The following is a 14,478-nucleotide window of genomic DNA, read 5'->3' as shown; positions in this document are numbered from 1 at the left end:
TGTAGGAACAGGACGGGACAACGTCAAGACATTCAGGAAAAGCTAATCAAAAATTCACCTGATCCAGCAGGTCGTCGGGCAATTCCATCAGTTTTGCCACATCGGTCCACAACAGCGCCGTGCGGATCATATAGCCCGGGTAGATATCGCGCAGGATATGGCGATAGGCCGCCATCTGCCGCAGATACAGGGCCGGCACCTTGTCCGCGGACGATGGCGGCGGACGATTGGTCTTGTAATCCACGATCAGGATTTCGCCGTCGGTCTTCACCAGCCGGTCGACCTGGCCGGACACCGGCGTCGTGCCCACCAGTCCGACAACAGGCACTTCAGCCCGGCTCTCGGGCCCGAACAGGGCGGCGAAACGCGCATCCTCGAGCAGCGTGGTCACTTCCCTGGCAATCTGCGCTTGGTCAGTCCCGGATAGGCCGTGCGCCGGCTGACTGAGGTATTTCCCTGCAGCGTTCTCCCGGGTTCCGGGCTCCAGCCCGGGCAGGATTTCCAGCAAGCGGTGGATCAGGCGGCCGCGATGGAAGCGCTGTTCTTCGCGCGCCTGGCGCTCGCGCATGGTCAGCGGGCTCAAGACCGCCGGTTCTTCCTCGACCGGACGCGACGGGGTCAGCGGGCGCGGCGGCACCGGTTCGGCCTCTGGAACTGCCCGCGCCCAGGCAGGCAGCGGCGGCAGGACTATCGATGTCGTGACGTCAATTTCCCTGCGCTTGATTTCCTTTTCCTGCGGATTGGCGAAGCGGAGCAGCGGCTGGTCGTTCCAGCCCTGCAGTTCCTCGATTCCGTCCATGCCCCTCAACGCCTGCTCGACCAAGCTGTACCAGCTGCCGTCCTTGCGGCCCTGTTTGCCTTCCCAGCCTGCCACATAGAGCCGATCCTCGGCCCGGGTCAGGGCGACATACAGCAGGCGCAGATATTCCTCGTCCCGAACCCGCCGGTTTTCCTCCTGCACTTCCTTTGCCGGCCCCAGGGCATTGGCACTGCTACCGGGCCATAACATCAGCGGCACGCCGTCCTGTTCGGCCCAGAGGATCTTTTTGTCCCGGCTCGGCACCTGGCAGGTGTCGGGCAGGAACACAATCGGCGCCTGCAGGCCCTTGGCGCCATGTACGGTCATGATCCTGACCTGGTCCTGGCCCTGCTCCATGTCGCGCTTGATTTCCATCTTGCTGCGCCCGACCCAGCCGAGGAAACCCTGCAGCGAGGAGACATTGTTCTGCTCGTACGCCATGGCAAGGGACAGGAATTCATCCATCGGGTCACTGGCTTCTTCGCCAAGCCGGGCGAGAATCTTTTCCCGTCCGCCGAGCGGGCCCAGCAGATAACTGAAAAATTCAAACGGCGGGGCATAATCGGCAAAATTTGTCAGACTGGTCAGATAGTCCGTCGCCGCGGCAAAGCATTCGTTGTCACCGCGTCGTTTCAGCAGGCTGGCCCACAGGCTTTCGCCTTTTTTCCGACCATGGGCCAGATCGAACAGATCCTGCTCCGAGAAACCCACCAGCGGGCTTTTCAGCACCACCGCCAGGGTCAGGTCATCGTCAGGCAACAGCACGAACCTGCCGGTTGCCATCAGGTCCTGCACCGCCAACTGGTCGGTCAGCACCATCTTGTCCTGGCCGGCCACCGGAATGCCGCGGGTTTTCAGGGCCCGGATCAGATAGTCGTCGAACTTGCCACGGCGGCGCACCAAAATCAGGATATCCCCTGGCGTAATGGCCCGGTCGGCAGAATGGAGTTTCTCCCCCCGCCCGAGCCAGCCGTGGATGGTGTCGGCGATGCGCCGGGCGAGGCGCATTTCCGGACTGCGGGACGGTTTCTGGATTTTCGGCGGCGACCATTCCTCTTCAATGGGCTCTTCCGGCATGCTTTCCACCGGCCACAGCTCCACCAGTCCCGCCTCGCCGCTGCGATGCGGCTGGTGAATGATTTCCTCGTGACTGAAGGACAGGGCCAGGCGATGTTCCGGTGCCTCGAACACCCGGTCCACCACATTCAGCACCGCCGACGTGGAACGGAACGACAGGTCGAGCGACACATCGTGGAAATCCAGTTCCACCGCCCCGGCCCGGGTCTCGAAATGTTTGCGGGTGGCGACAAACTGGCGCGGATCGGCGCGCTGGAAGCTGTAGATAGATTGTTTGACATCACCCACGGCAAAGATGGTGCGGGTCACGTCGCGCGAGCCTTCCCCGGCAAAAAACTCACCAGCCAGGGTACGGATCACCTGCCATTGTTCCGGGTTGGTATCCTGGGCCTCGTCAATCAGGATATGGTCGATGCCGCCATCCAGTTTGAACAGGATCCAGTCGGCCACATCCGGTTTGCCGAGCAGAGTCGTCACGGTCAGGATCAGGTCGTCATAGTCGAGCACGGCATGACGCTTCTTGCTTTCCCCGTAAGCGCTGCCAAAGGCCTCGCCGATGGCCAGCAGGGCTTTGGTATTGTCCAGCATAGCCACCAGAGCCAGACGTTCATTGATGCGGATCAGGCGTTCGGCTTCCTGCTGCAGGATGTCCTGCGTCTGAGGACAGGCCTCCAGCACCTTTTTGGTCGCAGGCCTCGCCAGGGGCTCTCCTTTCTTGGTCAGGAACGCACCGCTATAGTCGGCAAACAGGGCACCCCGCGCGTCCGGCGTAGACAGCCATGGAGCCATTACCTCCGCCTTGTCCTTGTCGGACTTGCCGCCCGCCAGCAGATGCGGCAGAACCATACGCAACCCCGCGCCGTCAAAATTCTCTTCAGCACAGGCCGCCTGCATCACGTCGTCCGCCGTTTCCGTCGGCCGCAGCCCGAGGAAATTGCGCAGCTTGAAGACAACTTCGGCCACAGTCCCGAACCGGTCCATCAGCCGGTCCAGCTGCCCCCGTTCGCTGATCAGTTCCTGAATCAGTTCGGCAAAGGTCTGTTCCGCCACCCGGGCGGAAATATGCGACAGGGCCTCGGCCAGGGCAGTATTGCCCTCGGACCGGGCTTCGCTGAAAATGATATCCCGGGCATGCTGCAGATGTTCCCCGGCGGTCAGCTCGTCCATCACCTGGAAATGCGGGGCGAGGCTGGCCTCGATCGGGAAACGGCCGAGTAGAGACTGGCAGAAGCTATGGATGGTCTGAATCTTGAGCCCGCCCGGCACTTCCAGCACCTCGGCAAACAATTTACGGGCCCGCTGGCGGATGTCTTCGGACGGGTTATGGTCCAGCAGGCCAACCAGTTCCCGTTCCAGTTGCTCTTCGCTGCACACCGCCCAGACCGCGAGCCGGTCATTGATGCGGTTGGCCATCTCGGCCGCCGCCGCCTTGGTGAAGGTCAGGCACAACAGCCGCTCCGGCGACGCCTGCTCCCCGTCCAGCAGCAGGCGCAGCACCCGGTTGGTGAGCACGAAGGTCTTGCCGGTGCCGGCCGAAGCGCCGACCCAGACCGAGGCGGCGGGATCGGAAGCACGCCTCTGTTCGGGAGTCTGGCTCATGGCGCGTCCTCTCCGTTGTCGTCCTTGACCCGGCCCTGCCACTCTTTGGTACGGGCCAGATGATCATATTCACCGTAGCCCAGCTGGGCCGGATTGGGATTGCTGAGATAGGCGCTGTCCTCAAGGTCGAAATAACTGACCAGCTTCAGCAGGCCGTCACGGGATTTTTCGATCAGCTCGCCGACATCCTGTTTGCTGTTCCGGCTGCCCTGTTCATTGAAGGAGGTGACCTTGGCCGGTTCGTCCTCACCGCCCTTGAGCTGCCAGTAGCTGAGGTCGGTGACGGTACCGCTGAGCCCCTCGAAGGCCCCGTTCTGCACCATCAGCCCTTCCAAGGGTAGCTGCGGCGCATAACCGGCATGGAGCTGGCGCGCCGAAGCTGCCTGCCCGGTTTTATAATCGATGATGCTTAGGGAACCGTCAGGACGGGCGTCAATCCGGTCGGCCTTGGCCCGCAGGGTAAAGTCGCCGCCCGGCAGGCTGAAGGTCATCTCGCCCTTTTTCTCCGTCAGGACGGTCCGGTAGCCCCCGGTCCGGCGCTCCCTTTCCTGGTCCACGAACCAGCGCGCCACCTGCAGGAACCGGGGCCACCAGAAGGCATAGACAATGGGCCGGTCGAGGATCGGGCCGAATGCCCTGCGCCCCAGTTCCTCCAGTTCCGCCAGCGGATCGGCCGGCAGCCTGCCCGGATATTCCTTCATAAAATCTTCCAGCGCCTGATGGATCACCACCCCCTTGTCGATGGCGTTGGGGTCCGCGTCGAGCTCGTCCAACGGCTCCAGCCCCAAAATCCGCTGGGCGTAGAGGCTGTAGGGATCGCGCATCCAGGTCTGGATCGCTGTGACCGACAGTTTGCGGGGCCGGACCTCCAGCGGCGGCACCGGCCGCGGCGGGTCAATCTCGATAGTCTCGGCCGGCCGATCCAGTTCATAAAACCAGCTGAGCCATTTGTCGGCATCGCCGCTCCTGAAAACCTCGTTGGGCACGATGGCGTCAAGGCGGGCGAGCCAGCGGGATTTTACCGTCGGTGTGCCGTCCACTTTCTCCGCCCGGGTCAGGATCACCCGCGGCGCGGCACAGGCCTGAACGAAATCATGGGCGCTGAGGCCGATTTTCTGTTCCAGCGACGGCAGGCCAAAGTCCTTGCGCATGGGGCGGCTCATCCAGGGATCGACAGCGGCTTCCGGCGGCCAGCTGCCCTCGTTGAGGCCGGCGAGGATCATCACATCCGCATGCTGCAGCCGCGCTTCCAGCGGCCCCCAGATGTTGAGGCGCGGGTGCTGGCCGTATTTGGGCCGCACGGTGACATCGCCGAGGAACACCTCGAACAGGGCGGGATATTGTTCCGGAGACAAATCTTCCATCTGTTGTGCCGCCAGCTGCAGGTCCTCCATCAATTGGGCGGCGGCTTCCCCCGCCTCCCCCTTCCACAGATTTTCCGCGCCGCTGCGGCTCTCGTCTGCCGCCAGCCGTTCGGCGCAGGCAATATGGGCGACCAGGATTTCGTCAAAAGTCACTGATTTCTGCGCAAACAGGTCGGCAAAGGGCTGGATCAGGGTCGCCATCCCCCGCCACCAGTCGCGCAGTTCCTGCAGCTTCGCAGAAGCCCCTTCGGTCAGTCTTTGGCCGATGGCCCGGTCAATGCCGTCCAGACCACCGACCGGACGCGGACCGCGGAAAATTTCCTTCTCCAGCCGCCGCACCATTCTGCGGAACTGTCCCCTGTCCATCCCCCCTGACATCAGCGGATGTTTGAGCGCCGCCAGCAGGGGCACCGGGGCGAACTCCTCCGCCACCATCCAGGCCACCAGCCTGAGATAGAGCCCGGGAGCGGTGTTGAACAAAGGCGTGCCGGCGGAATCGTCAATCAGGATGCCCCAGCGCTGCATTTCATTGGCCACCCGCCGGGCCAGCTGCCGGTCCGGCGTCACCAGCGCCGCGGTGCGCTCCGGGGTTTCCAGCACCTCGCGCAGGATCAGAGCAATGACGCCGGCCTCTTCCCGCGAGCCCGGCAGGTCCAGCCGGGTCAGGCCGGCCATGGCCTCGTCGATATCGATCTCGAGATCCCGCCAGCGGTCGGTGGTTTCCGCCGGGCGCATTACTTCGCCAAGCAGGCGTTCCCGTGCCAGGCCGGGGTCGGCCGCCGGGGCCCCGCGCCATAGCGTGATTTCCGCCCGGTCGACGCCGATCTTGTTGAGCAGCATTTTCATGCTGTACTGGCTGTGAGTGGGACCGAGCACCTCCCAGCTGTCACCGTCCATGTCCAGGTGCACCCCGGGCAGCACCACACAGCCCTGTGGCAGCCGGGCAATCAGCTCCAGCAGGTCGGCCGTCGCCGGGATCGAGCCGGTGGAGCCGGCGGCAATGATGGGGTAGCTCGGCGGAGTGTTGAGCCACTGGTCGCGCAGTCCCGTGAGCAGCCGGTTACGCCGCTCGGCCGCGTCCATATAGCCGGTCGCCTCCAACACCGTTGGCCACAAAGGAGTTAGAATCTGCAAAAAATCGAGAGTCTTCTGCCAGTGCACCGCATAATCCTCGGGCACCAGTTCCTTCAGCGCATCAAAGGACAGGCGCTCGGTCTGCACCTGGTCGAGGAATTGCCCCAGCGCCCCGGCCAGGATCGCGCACTGGGCCACTTCGGGGGCATTCTCTTCTTCCCCTCGTTCCTTGTACCAACTGTGGATAATCTTCATCAGGATCAGCTGCCGCTGATAGCCGGAAATGGCCGGCGGCAGGTCAACATCGTCCAGCCCCACGGGCAGGGCCCCGGACGCCATCAGCAACTCGTCCTCGTCCACATCGCCGATGGGCTGCATCCGGGGCAGCAGCAACGCCTTGTCCCCGGTCAGGCGCAAAAACGCCTCCCGCAGCGAGCGCACCGCCCGCCGGTTGGGCAACAGCACCATTACGTCGCTCAGAGTCAGGGGATCGCTGCCATAGCGATCAAGGATGCCCCGGGCCAGGGTTTCCGCAAAGGACAGGCGCGCGGGAATTGTATAGAGCTCCGGATTTTTCCCCAGCCGTCGCGGCATCAGCCTACCTCCGGCTTGCCGAGCGCCTTGTTGCAGTCCTCCAGCGCCTCCGGCGTACCCACATGATACCACTCGCCGTCATGGATAATGCCGAACAGCCGCCCGGTCTCAGAAGCCTTGTCAAATATTTCGCGCAGGGAAAAGGGTTCATTCGCCAAACCCTCAAACAGGACCGGCTTCATGGTCAGCACCCCGGCGTACATATAGGCAGCCGGGGCTTCCGGATCCGGTGACAGCCGGCGCGGTGTCAGCCGTCCTTCCCCGTCCCGGTGATAATCCCCCGCTCCGTCATAGCCATGTGCCCGGTCCGTCGGCATCAGCAGCATCAGGATATCCATGTCCTCCGGCCGCCAGTTCGTTGCCAGTCGATGCAGCATGGATTCCCGGCCCGGCGCCTCGCTTTCCTGCCAGACCAGATCGCTGTTCAGGACATAGAAACTGCGGTTGCCGAAGTAAGGCAGGGCCTTCATGACGCCGCCGCCGCTATCCATCAAGCGGTCCCGCTCGTCGGACAGGATCACCTTGGGCCGGTGATCGGGGCGCGCCTTGACGGCAGCTTCAACCTGGTCGGCCAGATGGTGCATATTGACCACTGCGGTCCTGATGCCGGCCGCAGCCAAGCCGTCCAGAATCCGGTCCAGCATAGTTTTGCCCGCCACTTTCAGCAGCGGCTTTGGTGTCTTTTCCGTCAGCGGCCGCATCCGGGTGCCCAGTCCCGCCGCCAGGATCATCGCCCGTGCCGACGCCTGCGGCTTGGCAACCGGCACCTCCATGCGCGCCTCACCCGGCACCATTTTGTCAAACCAGCCCTTAAGACCGTCAAGCGCCGGATGGTCAAGACCCCGCTGCAGCAGGTCCCAGACCCGGGGAATGAGCGACAGATATTTGTCCTTGCCGTCCCGCTGACACAAGCGGGCGAAAATACCAATGATCTTGGCATTGCGCTGGGCGCCGAGCAGGGCATAGCCCCTGAGGAAACTGTCCATGTCCAGCCCGGTCATTTCCAGATAATGACGGATCATTTTCCCTTCCAGTTCCGGGCTCACATCGCGGCGGGCATCCTGCAGCAGGGAAACCAGGTCATAGGCCCGATGTCCCATCAGCGCATCCTGGAAATCCAGCAGTCCCACCTGCCGGTCTCCACCCCTGTCCGGCAGGAACAGCAGGTTTTCCGCATGATAATCCCTGAGCACGATGCAGTCCCGGGTCGAGGAGATTTCCTCCAGCGCCAACCGCCAGAGATTGATATATTCCCCGCGCTCCGCCTCCGCCAGCCGTCGTCCAGTGATCAGCGGCAGGTACCAGTCGACAAACAGCGCCACTTCGTCCAGCAGCACTTTCATGTCATAGGCCGGCACCCGGTAAAGCTCGTCCCGGCTGATCATCAATTGATCGGGCACCGGCCGATCCTGGAGAAAAGCCAGCAGGGAGACCGCCTTTTCATAGAGGCTTTCTTCCCGGGCCAGATCTTTCTCGATCACCCGGGCGTAAAGATTGTCGCCCAGGTCTTCCAGCAACAGGAACCCATTGTCCAGGTCAGCCGCCAGGATCTGCGGCGCCGACAGGCCAAGATCAAACAGATAACGGTCGATGGCGACAAACGGCCGCACATCCTCGAACGCGGGCGGCGCGTCCATCAGAATAGCGGTCGCCGCCCCCTTCTGCAGCCGATCATAGCTGCGGAAGGAGGCATCACCGGCCACCTGGCGAATGTCTGCACCGTCCCAGCCCTGCTGGCGGATGAATTCCGCTTTCAACTGCTGACGGTTAGTCATCGGCAAATACTCCCGCAAGACGGCGCTGCCAGCTTCGCCCGCCCTCAACCGTTAGCAGCCGTTCCTCGCCTTCGCCGGCAATTTCCAGCCGGACCACAAGATGGTCTTCCGGAAGATAGCGGCCGATCCTTGACGGCCATTCGATCAGGCTGACCGCCTGGTCGAAGGCATCGTCAATACCGAGCTCCAAGGCTTCTGCCGGCTCCTCCAGGCGGTAGAAATCGAAATGCCAGACCGCGACCGTTTCCTGGTCGTCAACCGGTGGCTCATAGACCTGGACCAGATTAAAGGTCGGGCTCGGCACATCCTCGGCATAGCCCAGGGCATGGATGATCGCCCGGCAGAGTTCGGTCTTGCCGGCGCCGAGGTCCCCGTCGAACGCAATGATATCCCCGGTCCGCAGGCAGGGGGCAAGGCTTTCCGCCAGCCGTTTCGTCGCCGCCAGGTCCCTGAGCCTGGTCTGGTAGATAAGTGATTTTGTCATGAAAGATTATTGTCGTCTTGGCGGCAGAATGGCAAGCCTCATTCCCCGACCATTTTAATATTCATTTCGTCGGGCAGCGACTTGGGCAACAGGCAGGTCACGGTCGTGCCCATATTCAGGCGGCTTTCCACATCCAGCGTGCCGCCGTGCATTTCCACGAAACTCTTGGCCAGGGACAGGCCCAGCCCGGCGCCCTGGGTGTTGCGGACATTGCTGCCGGTATAGAATTTCTCAAAGATTTTCTCGGTTTCCTCATAGGGAATCCCGACCCCCGTGTCCTTGACATAGATGCGATAGGAACCATCCTCCGCCCGCGCACCGACTGTGACAAAGCCCGGTGACGGCGTGAATTTCACCGCATTGCTGACCAGGTTGTATATGGTGTGATGCAGCCGCTTGCCGTCCCCGCGGATCATGCCGATATCGTCGGGACAGTCGAACTCCACTTCCAATCCCTTGGCCCGGACCGTATCCTCCACTTCGTCCACCACTTCGCGCAGCATTTCCTGCAGGCTGAAGGAGGAGACTTCAAGCGTCATGCCGCCGGCCTCGATCACCGCCAGATCCAGGATATCGTTGATCAGGCCCAGCAGATGATCCGATGCCGAGAGGATATTGCGCATATACTGGTGCTGGTCGTCATTGAGCGGCCCCTGATATTCCTTCTCCAGCAGTTCGGAAAAGCCGATGATGCTGTTGAGCGGGTTGCGGAGCTCGTAGGACATGTGGGCCAGGAACTCGGTCTTGACCTTGTCGGTGGCCTCCAGCGCCAGGTTGCGTTCGCGCAGGGCGTTTTCGATGCGGAAGCTGTCGGTGACATCCAGGAAGGTCACCAGCACCCCGCCGTCCGGCAGCGACACCGTCATATAGTCGATAACCGTGTCATTGCTGAAATTGATCCTGCCGGCCCCGCTCTCGCGACTGCCCTCCCCGCCAACAATCAAATCGCGGAGGCTTTCAAGCTGCTCAAGATTGGTAAAGTTGCCGGCGCCCTGCTCCAGTACATCAATGATATGCGGGGACTCCTTGAGATAGTCCTCGTCCAGGCCCCACATTTTGGCAAAGCCCGGGTTGTTGAGCTGCAGGCAGCCGTCCACCCCGAACACGGCAACGGCCTCATGCAGATTGTTGAGGGTTTCCTGCTGAACCGCAAACAGGGTGTTGTAGGACCGCTCCAGCGCCAGGTAATCGGTCACATCCTCATAGAAGATCAACAGGCCGCCCTGGGGGTGCGGCTGGGTCACCACACGCAGGGTGGTTTCATCCGGCAGGTGCCACATTTCTTCCAACGGCTCCATCAGTTCCGTATAGGTCGACAGCTGCTTCTGTTTCCAGACCGGGAAGTTGGCCTGTTCCGGCAGCCGCCGGGCCTCGCGCATGATCTCCAGCACCTCGGCATGATGAGGATGGGTGAAGAGTTTCTCCTCGGGGATTTTCCACAGGCGCACAAAGGCGCTGTTGTAATATTCCAGGCGCCTGTCGAGACCGAAGATCGCCACCGCCGTCGACAGCTTGTTCAGGGTTTCCGAATGGGATTCGGTATGGTGGATCAGTTCACCACGGGCTTCCTCCAGCTCGGTGATGTCCATGGCATAGCCCAGGAACGCCCGGCTGCCGTCATCGCCATAGAGCGGGATATTGTGAATGTCCATGGCCCGGCGTTCGCCGCGAATGACAATGAAATGCTTGTTGCGCTGGGCCTCACCGGCCTTTTCCACCATTACCGCCATATCCCTGGCGCTTTGCCCCAGGGTGCTGGTGACCAGTTCCAGGCCGTCTTCCAGAACCTGTTCGCGGCTTTCCCCTTCCACAGCATCCACATAGGCCTGGTTCACCCAGATCAGGTCCAGGTCCTCGTTGCGGATCCAGAAAGGCAGGGTCACCCGGTCGGCAACAATCTGATAGAATTGCAGCTGCTGATTGAGCCTGGTAAATTCCTTCTGCTGGTGAAAGATAATATTTTCTTCTTCGGACAGGTCCCGGAACCAGAGGATGCTGCCGCCGTCAGGACCGGCCGCCTTGTCGAGCAGTTCACCATGGACCACAATCCGCCGCTCGCCGTCTTTCAGGGTCAGGATCAGGAAAAAGGATTTGCCCTGTTCCACCAGCTGTTCGCCATATTCCCGCAGCCGCATGAATTCCGGCAGGGAAGTGCGGGCAACGGCCTCCTTGAGCCCGTCGAGCGACAGGATATTGTCCTTGAGACCAATCCATTCTGCAAAACCGGGGCTGGTACTGAGGTGCCCGCGAGCGCCAATGCGGATGTAAACTTCCTGGCGGGACGACAAAAGCCGGGCCAGATCATCATAGTCCTTTTCCCGCTGGCGCAGGTTTTTCGCCAGTTTGCGGCGGGAAAATACCAGCCAGCCGAGCATAACGAAAGCGAGCAGGCAAAAAGGAATGAAGGCCGCAAGAAAATAGCCGTTGCCCTGCCAGGCACCTGCGTCAGCCGCAAAGGCCATTTCATTTGTTGTCAGAAATATTGTCAGAAACAGGCCGGCGGACCGGAAAATCTTCATCCCTGTTTGTCTCTTCATTCTTCTACCCACAACCGAAGCTTCGCAGATACGTTAGCGGTTCGGCGGCCAAAAAGAAAGCCTGTTAATGGTTAACAACCACCAACAGGCTTGAAAAATCTGCTCCCGGGCCGGATCAGTAGCGGTAATGATCCGGTTTGAAGGGACCGCTGACCGGCACGTCGATATAATCGGCCTGCTTCTGGCTCAGCTCGGTCAGTTTTACCCCGAGGCGCTCCAGGTGCAGGGAAGCAACCTTCTCATCCAGGTGCTTGGGTAGGACATAGACCTTGTTGCCGTAATTTTCGGAATTGTTCCACAGCTCGATCTGGGCCATCACCTGATTGGTGAAGGAGGCGCTCATCACAAAACTGGGGTGGCCGGTGGCGCAGCCCAGGTTCACCAGGCGGCCTTTGGCCAGCACGATCAGTCGCTTGCCGTCCGGGAAAACCACTTCATCCACCTGTGGCTTCACTTCTTCCCACTTGTAGTTCTCCAGAGAGGCGATCTGGATCTCGGAATCGAAGTGGCCGATATTACAGACAATGGCCCGGTCCTTCATCTCGCGCATGTGATCGAGGGTGATTACATCCACATTGCCGGTGCAGGTGACGAAAATATCCCCGCGCGGCGCGGCGTCTTCCATGGTGGTGACTTCATAGCCTTCCATGGAGGCCTGCAACGCACAGATGGGATCGATTTCGGTGACCAGCACCCGGGCGCCCTGGTTGCGCAGGCTGGCGGCAGAGCCCTTGCCCACATCACCATAACCGCAGACAACGGCGATCTTGCCGGCCATCATCACGTCGGTGGCCCGTTTGATGCCGTCGACCAGGCTTTCCCGGCAGCCGTAGAGATTGTCGAACTTGGACTTGGTGACACTGTCGTTCACATTGATGGCGGGAACGGTCAGGCGACCTTCCTTTTCCATCTGGTACAGGCGCAGCACGCCGGTGGTGGTTTCCTCGGAAATGCCGCGCACATCGTCCAGCAGCTCGGGGAAATCCTCATACATCATGGCGGTCAGGTCGCCGCCGTCATCCAGGATCATGTTGGGACGCCAGCCGTCGGGCCCGATGATGGTCTCGCGGATGCACCACAGGAATTCCTCTTCGGTTTCGCCTTTCCAGGCAAACACCGGAATATTCTTCGCCGCAATGGCAGAAGCCGCGTGGTCCTGGGTGGAAAAGATATTACAGGACGACCAGCGGATCTCCGCGCCGAGCTCGATCAGGGTTTCGATCAGCACCGCAGTCTGGATCGTCATATGCAGGCAGCCGGCGATCCGGGCCCCTGTCAGGGGTTTGCTCTCGCCATATTCTTCGCGCAACGCCATCAGGCCGGGCATTTCGGTCTCGGCAATGGCTATCTCGCGGCGGCCCCAGTCGGCAAGCGAAATATCCGCAACCTTGTAATCTGTAAATTCGGTCATTGGCTGTTCTTTCCTTTTCAGTCCATCACACATGGGCTTATAGCAAGTCCCGGGACCCGCCACAAGAAACAAAATAAAGAAATCTTTATATCTCTATATTTTTCCGAAAATATTTAAGGAAAGCCTAATCTTCGCCGAATTTATCCTCGACCAGAGCCTGCAGCGCCGCAAGCGCCTCGTCCGCCTGGGCCCCCTCGCAACGGATCATGATCTGGTCGCCGGGCGCCGCGGCCAGCATCATCAATCCCATGATCGAGGTACCGGAAACGGAGGTGCCGTCCTTGGACACCTTGATGGCGGAATCGAACTTTTCTGCCACGGAAACGAATTTTGCGGAAGCGCGGGCATGAAGTCCCCGGCGATTGAGAATGGTCAGGACTGTTTCACAGGGGTGACCGGGCGCCCCCTGTTCTGCCGTCATGAAACCTCTCCGGACAGGACATGGGAGGCCACATTGATATATTTACGCCCGGATTCCTGGGCGGCGGTGATGGCTTCCTCCATCGAGCAGGCCACACGCACGCTGGCCAGTTTGATCAGCATGGGCAGGTTGATACCGGCGATCACTTCCACATTGGCGTTGTCCATGATGGAAATGGCCAGGTTGGAAGGGGTGCCGCCAAACATATCGGTCAACAGGATAACACCGTCGCCTTCGTCCACTTCCTTGACTGCATTGAGGATATCCTGTCGGCGCTGCTCCATATCGTCATCAGGGCCAATACAGATAGAACGCACTGCCTTTTGCGGGCCAACCACATGCTCCATGGCAGATACGAACTCTTCCGCCAGCCGCCCATGCGTTACAACCACCATACCAATCATATATCAATTCCGTCTTTTTGAATTTCACTCACCGGATAACAGTTCCCGGTGATGCACATTCACCCAGTAACCGTGCTCGCGCAATAGCTCAGCCAGCTCCCGGGCAACAAAAACCGACCTGTGCCGGCCGCCAGTACACCCGAATGCGATGGTCAGATAGGATTTTCCCTCCTTCTTGTATTCAGGCAGCAAAGACAATATCAGAGAACCGATTTTATCCCAAAAACTTTCGAAGACCGGGTCGCCTTTTATAAAGTCGCCCACTTCCTCCGCCTCGCCGGTCAGCGGCCGCAGACTGTCTTCATAATGGGGATTTTTCAGGAACCGCACGTCAAACACCAGATCCGCATCCCGGGGCAGGCCCTTGGGATAACCGAAGGAACTGATGGAAATATTGAGATCACCGCCGGCCCGGCGTTCAAACCGCTGGCTCAGCATGCGCTTGAGCTCATGAATCCCCAAATCGGAGGTATCGAAAAAATAGTCCGCTTCGGCCCGGATCACTTCAAGCATTTGCCGCTCCCGGACGATGCCGTCAGAAACCGGCCGGTCAATAGCCAGCGGATGACGGCGGCGGGTTTCCGTAAACCGTTTGGCCAATACCGTATTGTTGCTGTCAAAATAGAGGACTTTCACATCCAGATCGTCCCGGTCCTTCAACTCCTGCAGTCGCGAAATAATCTTGTCCGGCCTGAAATTGCGGGTCCGGGCATCAATGCCGATGGCGAAAGCCGGATTGATATGGTCCGGGTCTTCGCCCTTGGCCAGTTCAATAAGATTGGGCAGCAGGCTGAGCGGGAGATTATCCAGCGCTTCGTAGCCGATGTCTTCCAGCGCCTTGAGAGCAGTGGATTTTCCGGCCCCTGACATGCCTGTAATCAGCAAAAGAGTAAGCTTGCCCGTGTTGCGGTCGGCCGCATCACTGTTTTCTGTCACCTT

General features: G+C 60.5%; 9 protein-coding genes. All 9 read right to left on the bottom strand.

Going from position 1 to position 14,478, the window contains the following annotated elements; genetic code table 11:
• Positions 1-46: 46 nt before the first annotated feature.
• Positions 47-3,475, bottom strand: coding sequence for a double-strand break repair helicase AddA (addA, locus tag FIV46_RS06430; protein ID WP_139939622.1), 3,429 nt, complete (start codon positions 3,473-3,475; stop codon positions 47-49).
• Positions 3,472-6,507 (bottom strand): double-strand break repair protein AddB, encoded by a 3,036-nt coding sequence (gene addB, locus FIV46_RS06425; RefSeq protein ID WP_139939620.1) that lies wholly within the window; start codon positions 6,505-6,507, stop codon positions 3,472-3,474. The genes addA and addB overlap by 4 nt, the downstream gene beginning before the upstream one ends.
• Positions 6,507-8,282 carry a phosphotransferase gene (locus FIV46_RS06420; protein ID WP_139939617.1) on the bottom strand — a complete coding sequence of 592 codons (1,776 nt, stop codon included), beginning with the start codon at positions 8,280-8,282 and terminating at the stop codon, positions 6,507-6,509. Before FIV46_RS06420 ends, addB begins: the two co-directional genes overlap by 1 nt.
• Positions 8,275-8,766, bottom strand: coding sequence for a tRNA (adenosine(37)-N6)-threonylcarbamoyltransferase complex ATPase subunit type 1 TsaE (gene tsaE, locus FIV46_RS06415; RefSeq protein ID WP_139939615.1), 492 nt, complete (start codon positions 8,764-8,766; stop codon positions 8,275-8,277). Before tsaE ends, FIV46_RS06420 begins: the two co-directional genes overlap by 8 nt.
• A gap of 38 nt (positions 8,767-8,804) precedes the next feature.
• Entirely contained in the window at positions 8,805-11,303 is a 2,499-nt protein-coding gene (locus FIV46_RS06410; RefSeq protein ID WP_139939613.1) for a PAS domain-containing sensor histidine kinase, read from the bottom strand.
• A gap of 115 nt (positions 11,304-11,418) precedes the next feature.
• Positions 11,419-12,714: an adenosylhomocysteinase gene (gene ahcY, locus FIV46_RS06405; protein ID WP_139939611.1), complete on the bottom strand. Its 1,296-nt coding sequence runs from the start codon at positions 12,712-12,714 to the stop codon at positions 11,419-11,421.
• 124 nt (positions 12,715-12,838) lie between these two features.
• Positions 12,839-13,135 (bottom strand): HPr family phosphocarrier protein, encoded by a 297-nt coding sequence (locus FIV46_RS06400; RefSeq protein WP_139939609.1) that lies wholly within the window; start codon positions 13,133-13,135, stop codon positions 12,839-12,841.
• Positions 13,132-13,539 carry a PTS sugar transporter subunit IIA gene (locus tag FIV46_RS06395; RefSeq protein ID WP_139939607.1) on the bottom strand — a complete coding sequence of 136 codons (408 nt, stop codon included), beginning with the start codon at positions 13,537-13,539 and terminating at the stop codon, positions 13,132-13,134. The genes FIV46_RS06400 and FIV46_RS06395 overlap by 4 nt, the downstream gene beginning before the upstream one ends.
• 24 nt (positions 13,540-13,563) lie before the next feature.
• A complete protein-coding gene (gene rapZ, locus FIV46_RS06390) occupies positions 13,564-14,475 on the bottom strand; it encodes an RNase adapter RapZ (protein ID WP_139939605.1) in 912 nt (303 codons plus the stop codon).
• Positions 14,476-14,478 lie beyond the last annotated feature (3 nt).

The organism is Emcibacter nanhaiensis, assembly GCF_006385175.1.
GTDB lineage: Bacteria > Pseudomonadota > Alphaproteobacteria > Sphingomonadales > Emcibacteraceae > Emcibacter > Emcibacter nanhaiensis.
The sequence above is the reverse complement of the archived record's forward strand: the minus strand, read 5'-3'. Positions and strand labels throughout refer to the sequence as shown.